Annotated in this window: 14 protein-coding genes and 3 pseudogenes; 5 read left to right on the forward strand and 12 right to left on the reverse strand. The window is 63.9% G+C overall.

Features of this window, described 5'->3' with window-relative positions; all coding sequences use genetic code 11:
* Positions 1-140 precede the first annotated feature (140 nt).
* From ACFWPK_RS20010 to ACFWPK_RS20030, 5 genes and pseudogenes are all read right to left on the reverse strand, one after another.
* Positions 141-1256: pseudogene (locus ACFWPK_RS20010) on the reverse strand (AMP-binding protein); the annotation flags it as partial.
* A 39-nt stretch (positions 1257-1295) separates the two neighbouring features.
* Positions 1296-2222, reverse strand: coding sequence for an alpha/beta hydrolase (locus ACFWPK_RS20015; protein WP_378917826.1), 927 nt, complete (start codon positions 2220-2222; stop codon positions 1296-1298).
* Between the two features lie 40 nt (positions 2223-2262).
* Positions 2263-2976, reverse strand: coding sequence for a TetR/AcrR family transcriptional regulator (locus tag ACFWPK_RS20020; RefSeq protein ID WP_378917829.1), 714 nt, complete (start codon positions 2974-2976; stop codon positions 2263-2265).
* Positions 2973-3776, reverse strand: a complete 804-nt coding sequence (locus ACFWPK_RS20025) for an enoyl-CoA hydratase/isomerase family protein (protein ID WP_378917831.1) — start codon at positions 3774-3776, stop codon at positions 2973-2975. Before ACFWPK_RS20025 ends, ACFWPK_RS20020 begins: the two co-directional genes overlap by 4 nt.
* Positions 3777-3780: 4 nt before the next feature.
* Positions 3781-4977, reverse strand: coding sequence for a CaiB/BaiF CoA transferase family protein (locus ACFWPK_RS20030; RefSeq protein WP_378917876.1), 1197 nt, complete (start codon positions 4975-4977; stop codon positions 3781-3783).
* A gap of 258 nt (positions 4978-5235) precedes the next feature.
* Here ACFWPK_RS20030 and ACFWPK_RS20035 point away from each other — a divergent pair, with 258 nt between their 5' ends.
* Both ACFWPK_RS20035 and ACFWPK_RS20040 read left to right on the forward strand, forming a co-directional pair.
* Entirely contained in the window at positions 5236-6150 is a 915-nt protein-coding gene (locus ACFWPK_RS20035) for a TIGR03619 family F420-dependent LLM class oxidoreductase (protein WP_378917833.1), read from the forward strand.
* 172 nt (positions 6151-6322) lie between these two features.
* Positions 6323-6715 carry a pyridoxamine 5'-phosphate oxidase family protein gene (locus ACFWPK_RS20040; protein ID WP_378917835.1) on the forward strand — a complete coding sequence of 131 codons (393 nt, stop codon included), beginning with the start codon at positions 6323-6325 and terminating at the stop codon, positions 6713-6715.
* Positions 6716-6811: 96 nt separating this feature from the next.
* Here ACFWPK_RS20040 and ACFWPK_RS20045 read toward each other — a convergent pair whose 3' ends face one another.
* The 5 genes from ACFWPK_RS20045 to ACFWPK_RS20065 all read right to left on the reverse strand — a co-directional run bounded on the left by ACFWPK_RS20045 (position 6812) and on the right by ACFWPK_RS20065 (position 12346).
* Positions 6812-8032, reverse strand: coding sequence for an amidohydrolase family protein (locus tag ACFWPK_RS20045; RefSeq protein ID WP_378917838.1), 1221 nt, complete (start codon positions 8030-8032; stop codon positions 6812-6814).
* Positions 8033-8227: 195 nt separating this feature from the next.
* On the reverse strand, positions 8228-9319 hold the full coding sequence (locus ACFWPK_RS20050) for a phosphotransferase family protein (protein WP_378917840.1): 1092 nt from the start codon (positions 9317-9319) through the stop codon (positions 8228-8230).
* Entirely contained in the window at positions 9316-10383 is a 1068-nt protein-coding gene (locus ACFWPK_RS20055; RefSeq protein WP_378917842.1) for a TIGR03857 family LLM class F420-dependent oxidoreductase, read from the reverse strand. Before ACFWPK_RS20055 ends, ACFWPK_RS20050 begins: the two co-directional genes overlap by 4 nt.
* Positions 10384-10713: 330 nt before the next feature.
* Complete coding sequence (locus tag ACFWPK_RS20060) at positions 10714-11244, reverse strand: GNAT family N-acetyltransferase (RefSeq protein WP_378917844.1); 531 nt, start codon at positions 11242-11244, stop codon at positions 10714-10716.
* 70 nt (positions 11245-11314) lie between these two features.
* Entirely contained in the window at positions 11315-12346 is a 1032-nt protein-coding gene (locus ACFWPK_RS20065) for a tetratricopeptide repeat protein (protein WP_378917846.1), read from the reverse strand.
* A gap of 204 nt (positions 12347-12550) precedes the next feature.
* On the opposite strand from ACFWPK_RS20065, the gene ACFWPK_RS20070 reads away from it, so the two are divergent.
* The 3 genes and pseudogenes from ACFWPK_RS20070 to ACFWPK_RS20080 all read left to right on the forward strand — a co-directional run bounded on the left by ACFWPK_RS20070 (position 12551) and on the right by ACFWPK_RS20080 (position 15281).
* Positions 12551-12766 carry a hypothetical protein gene (locus ACFWPK_RS20070; RefSeq protein WP_378917848.1) on the forward strand — a complete coding sequence of 72 codons (216 nt, stop codon included), beginning with the start codon at positions 12551-12553 and terminating at the stop codon, positions 12764-12766.
* 308 nt (positions 12767-13074) lie between these two features.
* Positions 13075-14058 (forward strand): annotated as a pseudogene (locus ACFWPK_RS20075) (Wadjet anti-phage system protein JetD domain-containing protein).
* A gap of 209 nt (positions 14059-14267) precedes the next feature.
* Positions 14268-15281 (forward strand): restriction endonuclease, encoded by a 1014-nt coding sequence (locus ACFWPK_RS20080; RefSeq protein WP_378917850.1) that lies wholly within the window; start codon positions 14268-14270, stop codon positions 15279-15281.
* Positions 15282-15383: 102 nt separating this feature from the next.
* On the opposite strand, the gene ACFWPK_RS20085 is transcribed toward ACFWPK_RS20080, so the two are convergent.
* Positions 15384-17816 carry a hypothetical protein gene (locus tag ACFWPK_RS20085; RefSeq protein WP_378917852.1) on the reverse strand — a complete coding sequence of 811 codons (2433 nt, stop codon included), beginning with the start codon at positions 17814-17816 and terminating at the stop codon, positions 15384-15386.
* Positions 17786-18085, reverse strand: a pseudogene (locus tag ACFWPK_RS20090) (IS5/IS1182 family transposase); the annotation flags it as partial. The pseudogene ACFWPK_RS20090 and the gene ACFWPK_RS20085, both read right to left, overlap by 31 nt.

Genomic DNA, 18085 nt, shown 5'->3' on the forward strand with positions numbered 1-18085 from the left:
GCCTCGGCAGCCGCGATTCCGGCGCTGCCGACGACAGTGACGGAGATCAGTCCGGCACTGTCGCTGCGCGCGAGATTGCCGGTGTGGAACCAGCCGTCGCGGTCGAAGCACTCTTCGCGGTTGCGGCGGTGGTAGCCCCGCATGACGTGACGTCCACGGAAGCAGAGTTCGCCCACGACGCCGGGACCGACGGTCACACCCGTGCGCTGGTCGACGATCTTGATGTCGAGACCGGGTGCCGGAGTTCCGTGTTCGAGCAGCACGACCCCGCCTGCTTCGATGACACCGCCGATGTTGTTGCTCAGGAACGGAACCGCCGATCGCTGCGAGGTGACGGTGTCGACCTCGCATCGATCGGCACCTGCGGCAGCGTGGTTGCTGTCGGAGCACCGCAGGGTCGATCCGGCGACCAGGGCGGCCAGCAGTCCGAGCGCCAGCCCGCCGATCGAGGAGAACGGTTCGTCGCAGGTCAGAACATCGTGTTCGGACGAGCCGTGAAGCTCGCGCAGGTTTCCCAGCAACCCGGCGTGGGTGTGGACGACGCCCTCCGGTGCGTTCCCCGCTGCGGCGGTGTAGACGATGGCGAGCGGGTCCGATCCGTGGACATCGTCTTCGAGCGCGTGGAGAAGCTCTTCGCTGATCGCCTTCGCCTGCTCGCCGATGTTGTGCAGGAACCTCGACGGTGTGGGCGAGGCGTCTACGACGACGTGGCGCAGTTGTGGCGCGGCCGTGCAGTACCACCGGCCCGACTCGTCGAACTCCGCGCCGGTGAGCGCTTCGGAAAGTCGGCGGATGTCGTCGTGTGATGCATCAGCGGCCCGAAGCACGATGTGAGCATCGCTGTGCGCCAAGCGCTCTCGCAATTCCGACGTGGAGGAGGTGGCGAGGGGCACCGATATCGCGCCGATGCGAGCCGCGGCGAGCAGGCCGACGACGAACTGCGCTCCCCGCGGATACATCAGTCCGACATGGGTTCCCTTCCCGGCGCCGAGTGCGATCAAGCCGCGGGCAAGGTGTGCCGAACGGCGCTCGGCCGCACGGTAGGTCAGTTCTTCGTCGGCGCAGAGCAGCAGCGGCTTGTCGGGATGTGCGCGCGCGGTGCGGTGCAGCACCTCGACGATCGTGGGGGAGTCGGGCGTAAGAGGCTCGTGGTAGTCGATATCGTTCATCGGGGCCTCGCACTCCGTTTTCCGCTCAATACTGTCTGCTATACGGTATGCATTACCGTGGACTGTACTGAACAAGGTAGCAAGCATCGGCTGCCGGGGAAAGCGCAGCGGGACCGGGCTCGGACTTCACTCGGCGTGCGCGGGGCCCGCATCGCCGTTTAGCGCCTCGTCGAGTACCTCGAGTCGGGCACGCTGAAAGGCGCGCGCGACCGGCGTCCACCTCTCGACCAGGTCGAAGCCGTGGTAGGCGCCGGGCACCACCCGCAGAGTGCAGGGGATGCCTGCCTGCCGAAGGCGTTCGGCATAGGCGAGGTTCTCGTCGTAGAACAGGTCGTTGGTTCCTACGCCGATCCAGGCGGGCGCGAGCGCGGTCAGGTCGTCGCAGCGGGCAGGCGCGGCCAGCGGCGATATATCGTCGCCGGCAGGGCCGAGGTAGGAACGCCAGCCGAGCCGGTTGCTCTGTTCGTTCCACATCCGCAACCGGCCAGGGGCGGGGTAGGCGCGCGCGGTGGTCCGGTCGTCGAGCATCGGATAGGACAGCACCTGGAGAACGGGGCGAACCTCAGTGCCCCAGGTGCTGAGGTGGGCCAATGCGGCGGCCAACCCGCCGCCGGCGCTTTCGCCGACGATCGCGATCCGCCGGGCATCGACATCCGGTCGAGCTGCCAGCCAGCGCAGCGCCGCGTAACAGTCCTCGAGCGGGGTGGGGAACGGGTGTTCGGGTGCCAGCCGGTACTCGACCGAGGCCGCGACCGCGCCGAGTTCGTCGGCGACCTGCCGGCAGAATCCGTCGCCCATCGCCGCATTGCCGATGAGATATCCGCCGCCGTGGACGAACAGAACCGCCGGTGCTTTCGGCCGTGCGCGGCGGGGCAGGAACAGCCGGACGGTGACATTCTCGTCGACCTGCGCGAGCACGCCTTTCGACGGTGGTTGTTTGCCGCTGCGAGCGAGCAGTTTCCTGATGAGCCCTACCGACCGCGCTCCCACGACGGTCTGTGGCAGGTATCGGGCCAAACGTAGGTCGCGATGAAAGTCGGTAGGTTCGTCCACGGATGCTCAGGCCACCATCTCGTCGTAGTCTTCGGCTGCCTCATCGATCTTGCCCCTCGATCGTGCGCTTCGCGTGATCCAGGATGCATTGCAGCCCCCACTCGAAGTTCCGGTCGTCCGGCGCTCCTGTCCGCCTGCCTTTGGCCATGGCGGCCGCGAGCAGCGGAGTCGTCTCGGGGTCGACGTGGATGACGTCGTAGTAGGCGGTCGCGTCGCTGCCGAGCTCCTGGTTCTTGTCGTGGAGTCGTTGGAGCACTACCGAGCCCTGGACGTGCAGGTTGACCGCGGAGTAGACGGTGAAGGCTTCGTCGACGGAGAGCCCGGCCTTGACGAGGCTCGCGACCGTGCGCTCCACCTGTTCAGCGCCCAGCCTCGCCGCGTGCTGACTGAGCGCCGAACGGATCAGGACCAGGTCGCACAGGATCGGATTGCTCAGGAAGGCGCGGCGCATGGTGCGCGCGTGGCGCATCAGCGACTCCCGCCAGTCGTGTGCTTCGACGGAAGGGTAGGGCGCCGCGTAGATGAACTGGCGCAGCGCGCGATCGGTCATGGCGTTGAGCAGGTCGTCCTTCTTGCGGAAATACCAGTAGATGCTCGTGACGCCGACATCGAGGTGTTTGCCGAGCAGCGGCATGCTGAGCCCGTCGACCGAGACTTGTTCGGCGAGTTCGAACGCGCCGTCGATGATGTCAGCGGGATTGAGCGATCCTCGTTCGCGGCGGCGACGTGGCTGCCCGAGTTGTCGACCGGTCATGGCGCGACTTGCTGGTCGGCGGCGGCGTACACCGGGGCACGCTTTTCGGCGAAGGCGGCGAAGGCTTCGATCACGTCGGCACCGGTGAGGTTGATACCCGCGGCCCGCGCTTCGGCATCCAGCGCCTCGGACAAGGTTCGTTCGGTTCCGGCATTGAGCAGGTCTTTGGTCTGTCGCAGCGCGAGGGGCGGTCCCGCCGCCAGCTTGCCTGCTATGTCGTCGACGAACTCGTCGATCGTCTCGACGGGCTGCAGCCAGGTGACAAGCCCGAGCTCGTCGGCCTGCTCGCCGGTGATCATCTCGGTCAGCAAGGTCAGGCGCTTGGCCTGTTGTAAGCCGATGAGCCTGGGCAGCAGCCATGAGCCACCGCAGTCCACCGACAGCGCGCGGCGGGCGAAGATCTGGCAGAACCGTGCCTCGGGGGTCGCGACGACAAGATCGCAGGCCAGTGCGAGGTTCCATCCCGCTCCGACCGCGACGCCGCGCACCTTTGCCACCGTCGGCACCGGTAGCTCGTGCAACAGCCGCACGGTCTCGTTGATGGTGTGCAATTCGCGAGCCGGATCAGGGAACTCGTCCATTCCCTCGGTCGCGGCGATATCGGCTCCCGCACAGAATGATCCGCCTGCTCCGGTGAGGACAACGGCACGCACCGTGGGGTCGTTGGCGATGTCACGCAGTGCCGCCCGCAGCGCGTGCCACATCGGGGTGCTGATCGCGTTCTTACGACGCGGGCGGTTGAGTGTCAGCGTGCGCACGCCGGCGGTGTGGTCGATGAGCAAAACAGGTTCGTCTGTCACTGGATCATCCTTTCGTCGCCGTCACGCCGGACGGGCGGGAAGTGGTGGTGCCGATCGCACCGCGATCACGAAGCGCCGCGATGTCGGAAGGCGCGAATCCTGCTGCTGCCAAGACTGTTTCGGTGTGCTCGCCGAGTCCGGGAACCGCACCCATCGGCGGTGCGAAACCCGCGATGACCGGAGGCGGCAACAGTGCGGTCACCGGACCCTCCGGAGTGCTGATCTCCCGCCATCGGCGGCGCGCCGCCAGATGGGGGTGCGCGACCACCTCGCTCGGCGTTCTGAAACGAGAATTCCCGATGCCTGCCGCGTCGGCCCGCGCCTGGATGGTGTCCGCGTCGTAGCGCGCACACCATTGGGCGATCTCGGTGTCGAGTTCGGCCCGTAGCCGGACCCGCTCCAGGTTGCCCGCGTAGCGTGGGTCCTCGGCGAGGTCGGGCCGGTCGAGCAGATCCCGGGCGAGGCGCTGCCATTCGCGGTCGTTGGTGGTCCCGAGGACCACGGTCTCGCAGTCCGCGGTGCGGTAGGCGCCGTAGGGTGCGACCGCGGGGGAGCTCATCCCGAGTGGTTGCTGATCTACACCGGTATGCCGGGTGTAGGTGAGTTGGTAGCCCATCAACTCCGCGGCGGTATCGAACAGGCTCACCGATGCGCGGGTGAACGGGGCGGGTTCGGTGGCATCGCCGGTGCGCCCGGCGGATGAGCGTTTGCCGCAGATCATCGCCAGGATCGTCAGCGCGGCGTACAGACCTGAGCCCACATCCGCGATGGGCGGGCCCGGCTTGGCTGGGGCCCCCGGCGAACCGGTGACCGCGCAGACTCCGGACTCGGCTTGGATCAGCAGGTCGTAGGCGCGCTTGTGCGACAGTGGTCCCCCCGCGCCGTATCCGTCGATCTCCATCACCACCAGGTCAGGGTGGCGCTGCGCGAGTTCGGTCGGTGAGATCCCCAGTGCCGCCGTCGCCCCGGGTGCGAGGTTGGCGACGAAAACATCCGCGGTCGCGAGGAGCCGGTGCAATACCGCCATCCCGTCCGGATGCTTGAGGTCGACAGCGATGGACTCTTTGCCACGGTTGGCCCAGACGAAGTGCGCGGCGAGCCCGTGCACCACGTCGTCGTAGTGTCGGGCGAAGTCGCCGCCGCGTGGGTTCTCGATCTTGATCACCCGGGCACCCAGGTCGGCCAAGGCGCGGGTGCACATCGGTGCCGACACCGCTTGCTCGAGTGCGACGACGGTGATCCCGGCGAGCGGACCTCCCGACTCGTCCTGAACAGGGATGTGCACAGCTCACCTCATCATCGCTCGTCACCGTGCCGCTCTGGCATGGACATTGTACTGTAACGTATACAGTAAGAGAGACCGAGTTGGCCACTGTTGCACTCGATGTGGTTCGTCGGCCAGTGGCACGCTGTCGTGCACAACGGCGTGCGCGGTGATCTGGACAAAGGAATTCGCGCAATGAAGTACGTTCTCGAGTATCCCGCTGAGCTGCCGACGGCATCCGACGAATTCTTGGAGCCCGCGGTTATCCGTGATGTCGTCAGCCAGGCCGAGGAATCCGGATTTGCCGCGGTGGCGCTCAGCGAGCACCCGGCGCCTTCGTTGAAGTGGCGGCGCAACGGCGGTCACAACACTCTCGACCCGATCGCGGCCCTGAGCTACATGGCCGGATTCACCGCACGTATTCGATTGCTCACCAATCTGTATGTGCTGCCGTTTCGTAACCCGTACCTCGCCGCGAAAGCTCTGGGCAGTCTGGACATCGTGTCGGGCGGTCGCTTGATCGCCGGTGTCGGAGCTGGATACCTGCGTGCCGAGTTCGCCGCGGTGGGTGTCGACCATGAGCGGCGCGGTGAACTACTCGACCAGGCGCTCGGCGCCCTCCGTCAAATTTGGACCGACCCGGAAACGCCTGTTGCCGGAATGGATTTCGGTGCACCGGGACCTCTGTGGTTGCAACCTCCGGCGCAGCGCCCGCACCCGCCGCTCTGGATCGGGGGCAACGGCAAGGCGGCTCGGCGTCGAGTCGTCCGCCATGGGAACGGGTGGATGCCGATCATCGCCGATGCGGGTATGGCCGCCGCCATGCGAACGACCGCTATCGAGAACGCCGAGGCGTTCGGTGCCGCCGTAGCCGACCTCCGCCATGGCCTGGCGGCAGCGGGCCGAGCTGCCGACACGGTTGACATCCAGGTCGTGTGTCCGCACCTGGACTTCGGCGATGCCGATACCGTGCGGGCGGCGTCGGTGTATCTGGCCGACCTGGAAAAGCGTGGCGCCACCTGGGCTGTTGTGCACGTCGACGGCTCGAGTCCGACCGCCGCCGCGCAATTCGTGAAGTGCTTCGGGGAGCGGGTCATCGCAGGAGGTTGACCTGCGACGCGCCTGGTGGGCCGAGTAGGGAACTTCAGGCGAGCGCGCTTCGGTGATGATATACAGTAGTGCATACTGTAACTAGGACGATATACCGATTCTCGCTGCGGCGAAGAGCAGCACGCTGGTGCGGAACCGTATATCTCACTGCGAATCGATAGTGGAGTCCCTCATGAACTCGAGAGTGCCTGCGGAGTACGAAGACCTACTTCAGCGCCCGATCGTCGGTGTGCTCGGAACTGTGACCCCGCACGGTTCCCCCGACCTGTCGCCGATGCGATTCAAATGGGATGGCGCGCATCTGCGGATGAGCCACACGATCCCACGGCGCAAATTCACCAGTTTGCAGGCCAACCCGAATTACTCCTTCCTGATCACCGATCCGGAGATCCCTGGCAGATCGCTGCAGACACAGGGATGGCTGGTCACGGTCTTGGGAGATGCCGAGGGGGACTTCTATCGTGAGCTGAACGACTTGTACGGTGACACCGAGGCCGGGCTGCCCGACGATGTCTACGATCGCGTCGTGCTGATTCTCGACGTCACCAAGTTCACGGCGAAGTGACTGCTGTCCGATCACTCCGCAGTACCCCCGAAGCGCGATGCGGCTCCCCCGTCGGTGACGGGGGAGCCGCACGCTTTCTCTCGGTCATCCCTCTGATCAGCGGCTGGGTGATTCCAGGCCGATATTCGAGCCGATCAGGTCGAGTGCGTTGTCGCGCATCACTTTTCGTGTGTCCTCGTAAGAGAACTCCGGAAACTGCGGAATGTCCGCGGTAAAGGTCGTCGGATCGGCGAGCCCCTCGCCGTGCGGCCAATCGGAGCCGAACAAGACCTTGTCCACGCCGATGGTCTCGGCCAGGAGTTTGACGTCGTCTTCGTAGTAGGGCGCGATCCAGACATTGTTCTTCAGCTGCTCCACCGGATCCTCGGTGAAGTGGTACGGCGCGGTATTCGCGGCCTTCTTCAAACGCTTGATCAACCGGTAGACGAAGTACGAGCCGTTCTCGATACTGACCACCTTGAGCTTCGGGTGACGGGTGAACACCTGGTGCACGATCATCGAGGCGATCGTGTCGTGGATCGCACGGTCGTCGAGGAGGATCTGGTCGAGCGGATCCTTCTTCCCGAACCCTTCGAATGTCGCCTTGCCGCCCCACAGCGCGTTGATGGCGAGATATCCGCTGTCGGACAGATGAAAGCCGACCGGAACGCCGGCTTCGGCCAGGCGGGCCCACACCGGGTCGTGGAGGGGGTCTCCGAGGGATCGTGGGCGAGTTACCCCGGGTACGGGCGCGGGGCGGACGAGCACCATCTTGGCACCACGGCTCAGCGCGTACTCGACCTCTTCGACCGCCGCCACCGGGTCGGCGAGCGAGATGATCGGCGCCGAGATGATGCGGTGGTCGGGACGATCGAATCCCCAGTCCTCATCGAGCCACAGGTTGAAAGCGTGCACCGAGGCGATCGTCGCGGGAATGTCGTGCTTGAGAGCTTCCTCGACCCCGCAGGCGAAGGTCGGCAGCATGAAGACGGTCTCGAGGTTCTGCCGATCCAGGACGGTGACGCGTGCGTCGCGGTTCTGGTATTCGGGATGCTCTGACAGGCGGTCCACCTTCATCAACGAGGCCGGATCGACACCTTCGGGAATCTCACCGCGAAACAGCAGGTCGAGGCAACCCGGCTCGATGATCGGGTCGAACGTCGGGTTGGGAACGAATTGATTGACCTTTCCGCCCATCACCGCCAGCGTCCGCTTGCCGTCATTGAGCATCTGCACCCCGCGCTGCTTGAACTCTTTGGGCAGATGGCGAGTGAACGCGTCCAGTGGTTCGTAGTAGTGGTTGTCGACATCAACTGCCTGATAGTCCAACTTTGTCATTCTGTGTCCTTTCGCATCCGGTGGTGTCGTCGAAGCCGTTCCGTCGTCGAAACCGGGCGATCGGCATCCAACACGGACGACGCCGTCGAGACCTCCGGGGAGACCATCGCGGGCGTAAACGTTTGACTTACTGTACCCCTTACGGTACGACCCTGCGCAAGTCTGACTTCAACGGCCTGCGGTCTTCGTCCCGCGTCAGTCCGTCGCGCCGATCAATGCGAGTGTCCCTAGATCCCGAATCGCCCGGCAGCTACGCTCCAACATGACGAGGAAGATCTCTTCGCCACGTGCTGTCGGTGTTGCGAAGGCGGCACCGAGAGCGATGATCAACGGGGCCTGCACCATCCCGAATCTGTAATCCTGCCAGCATGTTTCGGGTGTGTATCCGGTGACGCCGTAGTCGAGTAGTGCCCGGTGGTACACCTCTACGAGGCTTTCCTCGCACGCCGCTCGTGTGTCGGGGTCCAGACTGGTGCCGGTGAAATAGGCGAGGTCGCGGGCAGGTAGTCCGATGCCGAGTGTTTGCCAGTCGACCACGCTGACGCGGTTGGTCGTGCTGTCGAACATGAGGTTGTCGAGTCGGTAGTCTCCGTGCATCAAGGCGAAGCGGCCGGTTTCGGCGCCGGCGTGCAGCCAGGGCGTCACCAGGCCGAGCGCCTCCGAGAAAGTTTCACGGTCACGACGATCCATGCGCGCGCCGACCTTGTCGAGCGTGATGTCGGCGGCCATCCGTGCCACCTCGCCGAGGCCGCCCGCCGCTGCTACATCACCCGGTTTGGGCATTGCTACAGCGAGGTCAAGCCAGCGCGGATCGCACCAACTCGGCCCATGTAAGCCGGCCAATGCGGTGACGGCCTGACGCGCCGCATCGGTATCGCAGCCCGCGATCTGGTCGCCAGGAATCGCAGGGGCCAGGTCAGCGAGGAGCAGGGCGAAATCTGTGCCGTCCGCCGTGATATCGCTGTAGAAGCAGCGCGGTGTGGGCACGCTGGTCTGCTCGGCAGCCCGTCTGTAGAAGGTGATTTCGCTGAGATAGCCGAGCGTGACACCTGCGCGCACGCCATCATCGTCGGCGGGCAGTTTGATGACGAAAGTCGATGGGAACCCGTGCTCTCCGCTGGCATAACGTGGCGTGATTCGGAACGTCGCACCTGTCTGACCGGTGCCGATCCGGGAGATCTCGACATCCTCGACCACGACCGTGGCGTCATCCGATCCGAGCACGGCCTGCAGCCACCGGCGGGTGACGTCCGCGGCGCCGCGCGGAATCGGTACGGTTGCGCTCATCTCACCGGCCTCTTCTGCTCCGTGTCGCGGTACGCGGCGACGATGGGGGCGAGTTCGTCGGGGGTCGAGCCATGCATGATCACGCGGTCGGCGCCGTAGCTGAATTCCGCGCGGATGCGGTCGGCGCATTGCCGGGGTGTCCCGGTGGCCGCGGATACCAGCCACTCCTGTGGCAGCAATGTGGCGATGTGCTCGATCTGGTCGGCGGTGGCGACACCGTCGATCGGACCGGCTATCGAGGTCACAATCGGATCTGCGCGGAACCTCTGGAGGGCGCCGGGGTCCCAGTCGTTCGTGCGCACCAGCAGGTCTCCGTAGCCCTGCAGATATGTCGCGAGCCGAGCGGCGGTCTTCTTCAACCGAAGTTGTTCCGGGAGATGGTCTCCCACGGTGGCCAAGCATGACCAGACCCGCACCGAGTCGGGATCGCGACCGGCCTTCTCGGCAGCGAGCTTGACCGTCTGGACGCACCGTTGCAGAGTTTCCGGTGAGAAGTACGTGTGCAATATGACGTCGTCGAAGACCCGGCCTCCGAGCGACAAGGTGTTGGGGCCGAACGCGACCAATGCGAGTGGGATGTCCTCATCGAAGCTCTGGTCGAGAACGAGCACGGGGTAGGAGCCCAAGGGGCCGTCGTGGCCGATGATCAATTCTCCGCGCCACAGCCGTCGCATGACATCGGCCCAATCCTCGAGCTGTGCGGTTGTCACCGCGGGGATGCCGAACGCGGAATACATTGCCGCGACGCCGCGCCCGATACCGAGAGTGAATCGTCCCCCGGACAGTCTGTGCATGGTCGTGGCCCAGGACGCCGTGATCAGGGGGTGCCGCGTGTTGGGGTTGGTCGCGGCGGTAGCGACCCGGGTTCGCTCTGTCACCGCGCAGGCAGCGCCGGTGAGCGACGCGGCCTCTTTGACGTTCCAGCGTTCGGAGATGAACGCTGTGCCGAGTCCGAGTACCTCGCCCTTGCGGGCGTCGTCGGTGAGGTGGACCGGACCGCCCCCGCCTGAGCCTGCCAATAGGTAGTAACCCAACTCATCTAGTTGCCGCTGTTCGGTGGCCATGGTCTACCTCGATCTGGAAGCGTGAATGCAACAGGGGATCCCACGCCTGGCGGGAGCCTCAGCCGTGGGCGAAGCTCGGCTCGGCGGAGGTTCGGCGCATTATCGAGCGCGACGAGGGTTCGAGTAAGCCTCTCGGAGACGCTACCAATAGGGCAACGGTATTGTTGTCAGTTTGATGAACAGTAGTCCGAACCATGCGTCGATGACTCGCTGAGTTCTCGAGCGGCCGCATGGTGTGTCCTGTGGTCCGGTTGCCTTCTCGGCGAACCAGTGGTCGGGTAGTTCGGTCAGCGTCGTGTCGCGGGCAATCAGCGTTCCGCAGCCATACGTTCAGCATGTTCCTGTCGGTGCGGGGACAGGCTCTGATTTCAACGGCTTAGCGAAGGCTCGGTTGAAATCAGGCCGACCTGGCACATAGGGCGGGATCGGTGTGTACCCGGCCGAGGCGTAGAGGCGCATAGCGGCCTGGTTGTACGAGCCGGTCTCCAGGATGATCCGGGCTACGCCGTGCTCGAACGCGAATCGCTCGAGCCCCGAGAGGACGAGCCGGGCCACCCCGCGTTTGCGATGGTTCGGCACCACGAACATCTTCCGGATCTCGGCTGTCCGCTCGGTAAGCGATGACGTGCGGAGTCCACCGCAGGCGACCGGCTCGCCTGCGGTGTACGCGACGATGAACAGCCCTTGATGGGGTTCGTACTGCGCTGGTCGATCGAGATTCGGGGGATCGTCGAAGCCGACCATCGACCGACGCTCCTTGGCGTACTCCGCCATCAGCTGGACGGAGACCGGGTGGTCGAACCGATGTGGGATGAGCGTAGTAGTTCTGGAGGCCTCGGTGACTTGCCGAGCGTGCTTCACGGGTGCAGCGGAGGAATTCCGAGGCGAGGCCCCGGGTATCGGGCTCGGGTGCGACGTCATATCGATGTTTTTATCCCACAGTCGAGGGCGTCGCCCGAAGTGATTGGACTTGGTCGGCGAGGTGGCGGACCGCTGGCCGGCGATTGTGGGGGGTGAGGTCGCGCAGGAGCGTGTCGAGGTGCCCGATACACCGGTTCGAGCTGACGTCGTCGGCGAGGACCTCGACGGCTTGACCGGCCAGTGCAAGTGCTTGGTCGAGGTCGGGGTCGGCCTGCCGAACGTAGGTCGTGGCCAGCAATGTGTGGCGGAGAGCGCCTTCGCGTGAGGCGTTGGGGTCCTGCAGTCGTAGCGCTTGACGGAAGTGTCGGCGGGCGGCGGAGTGGTCGCCGAGTTTCAGATAACAGAAGCCGGCTTGGCCGTGGGCGTGGCCGGGGTTGAGCCAGTAGCTCCAGTCCGGCGCGGTCGTGGTCGGGGAGTCCAGATGGGCGAAGGCGTCGTCGATAGCGCGACGGCATTGGGTCGTCGATCCGTTGGTGGCGTGTGCTTCCGCGGCGCGCAGCGCCAGAATCGCTGACACGCGCGGGCTGGCACCGAGGTAGCCACGGCGGGCGGTTTCGGCGAGGGTGACGGCTTCATGTGGCTGCCGGATGTCTTTTGCCTGGCAGCTCATGAAGCCGAGGGTGTTGGCGGCCAGAGCGCGATCACCCGCGGTGTGTGCGGCGCGAAGCGCGGCCAGCCAAAAACGTTGTGCGCGGGCATGTTGTCCGGCGTCGAACGCCAGCCATCCTGCCAGACGCGACAATTCACCGGCGTTGCTGAAAAGACGTCGTCCGACAAGGTCGTTGTAGCTGCCTTTACCGATCAGTGCCACGACCTGGCGCAGGTGCGCGCGAACCATCAGCAGCAGCGCGTCACCCCCACCGCCGTCATCGAGGCGGCGCAAGCTGGCGTTCATGAGGTCGAGCTCGTCGACGGTGCTGACATTCACGCGGCGAGACTTGCCTGTGCGGGTGAGGTGTGCGACCGGCTCGGCCAGCAGCCGTTCGTGGGCAGGCGCGCTCATCGCGGCGCCCATCGTGGTGAGAAATACTCGCCGGTCCATAGGATCAGCCTCCGTCACTGCCCGCATTGCATGCATGGCCCCTTCGACGGTCCACGGTAGCGCCAGTCCGCTGTACGCGGGCAGCAACGGCTGCTGATCGGTCTTGCCGTTCGGGGCCCAGCCCAACGTTGCCGGGCTGATTGGGCGGGCGAGTTCGGCGCTGAGCAGAGCCGCGATCAGCTGTGGCCATGGAGCCCGGGGGCGGTGACCGGCCAGCCATTTGTAGGGCGTCTTCTCGTGAACGTGCTCGCGTCGCCCGTGCAGAGCGGCGTATTCAACAAGCTTGCGCGCCAGGGTCCCCCCAACGACAAAAACAGCACCATCGAGCCACACGTCGAAGCCGAATATTTGGTGCTCAAGAATGCCCAGAATCGCTCGTGGGCCAAACCCATCCTCGGCATGCCCCAAGAGGACAAGTGACTTCCAGGCTCGTTACGCCGACCGATGCAGTCGAGACGATCCGACGCAAGATCGGTCAGAAGTGGGCTGACGCGATCTGCGCGGACCACGGTGTTGGTGACGCTGTGGTCTTTTCGGTTCCGCTTCGTCCCGGAGTGTCTAGCGGGAGAGCAGTCGAGGAGATCGGGTATGGCTCCTGGCATACATGGCATATGACGTGGCGCACGTTCGACGCGCAATAGGTTGGCAGCGTCCCAGGCACGGAGATCATCCGTAGATCGGTGGTCATTCGTGGTGTGGCCGATGACTTCCCGGCCGCACTGATGGCAATGAACCTCACTGCCGCAGTCGAACTCGTCTCCCGGGTCCAGATCGAACCGCTGGCCGTCGATATCGATCGCGCTCGTTCAATTGCTGTGTCACTCGACGCTGCCGGCGCCCTGCTTACCCGGGCCACGTTGAAGGCGACCTATCGGTTGGCTGATCCTGACACGGCGGTCTTGTTCGAGGCCGTGGCCTGGCAACGCAATCATCCCGACGTGAGCACCTGGACCGCACGACAACTCCCGGTGCCCGGCATGCACTCCAAATGGCTGGAAATCTATGGTGCCCTACTGCAAGCGGTCGCCGGCCGCGATGTGCGCGCTGAAGTCCGGCCACGGCTCGCAGTGGTTCACCTGACCGACGTCGACCCTGACTACATAGCCTCGGGCGGACGAAGTCACGATGCCTGGACCACAGGCGACACACACGACCTCGCCTATGTACCGCGCGTTGTCCTCATAGTCGAAAACCGTGACTGCCGCCTCTGGTTCCCACCCGCCGCTGACACCATTGTCGTCGAAGGAAGCGGCAAAGCCGCCGCGGCTCTTTTGGCCGACATCGCGTGGATTCGTGTGTGTGAATACGTCGTCTACTGGGGCGATATCGACGCCGACGGCTACGCGATCCTCGATTGACTCCGCGCCGCAATGGTCAAGGCCACGCCCGACGGACTGCCAGCCAAAACCGTCCACACCATCCTCATGGACTCGACTGATCTAAACTATTACGCCGACCACGGCGTGAACCACGACAAGGACGGACGCCCGATCAAGCACTCGGCGATGACGCTCACCCGCCTAACCCACGCCGAAGCGACGGCCTACGACGCGGTCGCCACAGCCGGTCCCGCCCCATTCCGGCGAATCGAGCAGGAAGCCATTCCGCTCGCCCATGCTGCGGAACGCCTCAAGTCATTGATCAACGCGCTGACGGTTTCGTCGCTGTCCCCTGGTCGCTCGCGGCCTTCGGGTACGGCGCACCGACTGTGAGTACGGCCGTTAGTGGATCCCAGAGCCTCCCCTAGGGTTTGCGGAGTTGTCGCCCCCTCTTCGTCTCCGACTCCGTGCAAGCGATCGGCATCACTGCCTGAAGTTGGATCGGCAACCATCGTTGCCCGCCTTGATGATTGACTGCGGACGCCACCAGCAGTGCTGATATCGTTGGACCCGGGCGATGAGACAACGGAGAGGGTATACACGTGGAGCTGGAAAGCCTCGATTATGAAACTTTCGAGGCGCTCGTTGCGCTACTTCTCCGCCGCGCGAATTACGGAATCACAACCCATCCTGCCCCACCGGGGACTCGGGCGAAAAATGCAGGTGGCGTGGAGGTCGATTTTACTGCGCTCGGCCCCAGCGGCCAGCTTACCTTTGTTGAGGTAAAGCACACTCGTAATCCGCGTGTTCGCCCGAACCCTTCTATGATGAGGCAGGTGGTCGACCGGGCGATCAGGCTCCAGAAATTGTTTCCCCACTCGGCATTCCTGTTCGTCTACTCTGGGAAAATGTCGGCCTCTTTGGCGGATCGCTTCCGCGGGAACGGGATAGATATCTGGGACCGCGCTGAGATTGGGCAATATTTGGCTGAAAATTCTGACATAAGTTTCCTAATCGAGAAGGCTTCCATAAATCGTGACTTGAGTCCGCTCTTGGTCGACGATGTTGCTCCTCAAATGAAGAGTGTCACCGATCGGGTCGTCGATCAACTTGCTCGGGTACGAAAAGGGAAAGAAGGGTGGAGAGCCTTCGAGTCGACCGCGACTCAGGTGCTCGCAGAGATTTTCATCCATCAGCTTGAGCCACCGGACATGCAAAACCGTACCGACGACACGCTGGATATTATGGACGCGATATTTCCTATACCATATTCCGGTTCGCCCTGGTCGGCTTTGCGCAATGAGTTCCGGACACGATTCGTTGTTGCCGAGTTTAAAAACTACACCCATCCCGTCGGTCAGTGCGAGGTTGAATCGATAGCCCAGTACTTGCTACCAAAAGCATTTCGCATGCTCGGGCTGCTCGTATCGCGGCAGACTCCAGGTGATCCGGCATTGCGAGCACGACGGCGGGCGTGGCTTGAACATGACAAGGTTATTGTCTTCCTGAGTGATGATGATCTGATCTCCATGGCACAAATCGTGGACGAAAAAGCAGATCCCTTTATCATCATTGAAAGCCAACTCACCGACTTCTTTCGAACGTTAAGCATTTAGGCGCTAGGTCATGTATGTGGCCCTGATCTTTGCTTGTGGAATGGTGCCCTCGGCGGCCAGATCGATCAGCCTGCGTTAGCGTTCGTCGGGGGCCCGTAGTCGTCAGCTCAGGCACTCTGGGCGTGAACCGCTTGCGCAACTTGTACAGTCTTCGGCATCCAAGTCATTTATCGCTCGGCACCTGTCGCATGACCAGTGCGTCGCCGACGCTGTGTCGTGCCTCGTCTCGGGTGGGTGGACCGACAAGTCTGGGTCATGGCGCAGCGAATCGGCTATCGAGCCGTCAGGGTCCAGGCCTTCCGCCTGTGCCGCGATACGTGCAGCAATCCGGTAATCTGCAGATTCGGCTGCGGCCGCCCAATCGAGTAGGTCTTGGCTTTTCTCAGCGGCAGTTGCGATTGCTACAAGGTAGAGCAAAATCGCCCGGTCACGTGGCCGACTCGACATGTCTCTCTTGAGCATGTCCTCACTGTTCCACGGGGGGTTCTTGACATTACCGAGCACCTCTGCGGCGGCCCACGCAATCCAGTCAGGCCCGGAGTCTAAGCATGAAGCTAATAGGAGCAACTGATCGGAGGTCAGCGCCGCATTCAGATCCTCGGAGAGTGCGGGCTCATCGAGTGCGCTGGTCCCAGCTACGAACCATTCGCCCATTTCTGCGCGCTCGCCGTCCGCTGCGCCAACTTCCCGGATATGCTTCGCTTGCTGCGCGATCGCGAACTTGTCCAGATCATAGGCGTCGGCGAGAGCAGCCAGCGTGTCGTGCCGTATGGCCGCGGAGTCGGTCCATCCACCCGAACTGCCACGGTGGTCGTCATAATCGGTCACTTGGAGGAAAGATCCGAGGTCGGCCAGAGGCCACGACCCGTCACAGGGTGGTGGTTGTTTCGGGGGAGGTGCGAACGCGCTCAGATCGTCGAGAAGGGCAGTTCGATTCCTTCGGTAGGTGTCGAGCCAGTTCCTTGCCGTTTCTCTGATTCCCGAGAGGCTTTCGCCGATGTCCGTGTCGACGCCTGCGTGTTCGAGAACGGTGGCAATTCGAATCGCTATTTCTGCTGCACTGTGATTAGCGATGAGGGCGGATCGCTTGCCACCGTGTTCTGGCAATTCGTCGAGGCGGTGTGCTGCAGCGAGGGCGACGCGGTCCAGTCCCGGTGCCAGAGGCTCACCGGACACGATTGTGAACCGGCGACGGTGCGTCTCCACCACGTCCGGTCGGGTTGGCATGGCGATATTGAGCGCGGTCATGACGGTCTCGGCCGCCGTTGAGCCGAGCCGTTGTTCGTCGGTGCTGGTGTCGGTAAGAACACATAGTGCTGCAGCGATCAACGAGGCACGTTCATCGAGCTCAGCACGGGCAATCAATTCTGCACGCTGGGCACGTGCATCTGCGGAGAGGGCGAGCAGACACGCTGCTTCGACGAAAGCCCAGGGGTCGGCGTCAGCTGTATCGGTTCCCGAGCTGTGCGATTCTGGGAGAGTTCGGCGAGCACGCACGACCGGAGGCTCGCCTTCGCCTATGGCGGTGATGCCGGTTGCGAGCTGAGCCAGTGTGCGATCTTGCTCCTCCCGGGTGAGCGTAACGATGCCGCGGTCAGCCAGTTCCGCGACGAGCAGGGAGATGTGCGGCTTGTCGCAGTCACCGAGGTCGAGCAGTGCAGTGACGGTGCGGTTGTCCAGGTCGGCTGCCAGTCCGATGGCACCGTCGGAGTCGGTGTAGGTCAGCGCGTCGTTGAGCCATGTCGTGAGCGCTACTTCATCAGAGTCCTTGGCCCACATAGCGGTGGCGATCTCGACGAAGACTTTGCTGCGCGTGGTGAGCTGGTCGGTGGCGTCGATGACGAACACGGCGACGTGCTCGTCCCAGAAGCGCAGTACGTGCTCGGCTACTTCGCGCGCCCTGGCTGGCGCGAGCGCCCATCGGTCCGGATCTCGCAGCAGCGAAGTCAGCGCTTCGGTTGCGTCCGACCGGGGGACACTCAGCCCACCGTCCAGCATTCTCCCGAGTTCGACGAAGCCGTCGAGCAGCATCTGTGAGCTCAGTTCATGAGCCCACGGCCGGAGTCGGTCGGGTGCGTGCCGACTCTGTTCCCAGCGTTCGACCGATTGCTCGACCGCTCGGTGCAACAGCTTTGCCCGACCTCTCGGCAACTCTGCATCCGGTGTGTCGGCGCAGATCAGCGCGAGGAGTATAGCCAGGAGCGGTACCTGGAGCAGATGATCGTGTTGTTCACTCGCGCCCTTGATCCAGCCACGACGGGCCGCCAGCCACGTCCTTCTGTTGGTTTCCGGTGCCCGCGCTTCGGCGCAGGCACCGAGGACCGCATCTACTGTCGCACTGAGATCGTCCGGGGGAGCGAGTTCGGCGCGTGGCAGTTCCAGGCGGGCAGCAGCACGCTCTGCATTGGCACGGGTCGCTAGAACGAAGCCTGTGGTCGAGGGAAGCGCCTCGAGGAGGTCGGAGAGTTGCTGGGCGATCCATGGTGCACGAGAGCCGCATTCGTCTAGGTCATGTCTCCCAATAGCTTCAGCCATTCGACCGTGAGGGCCATGACGAACCCGGCCCGGTAAGTGCAGGCCAGCTTGTCATAGCGAGTTGCAACACCACGCCAGTGTTTGACCTTGTTGAACGCCCGCTCGACCACATTTCGACCCTTGTAAGCCTCCGAGTCGAACCGGGGCGGACGTCCACCAGCACGACCTCGGCGTTTCCGGTTGGCAACCTGATCAGACCGTTGCGGGATCACCGCCACGGTCCTCTTGCTCCGCAACAGTTTCCGATTCGCAGCCGAGGAATATGCCTT

The sequence above is a fragment of the Nocardia sp. NPDC058519 genome (genome assembly GCF_042719755.1).
GTDB lineage: Bacteria > Actinomycetota > Actinomycetes > Mycobacteriales > Mycobacteriaceae > Nocardia.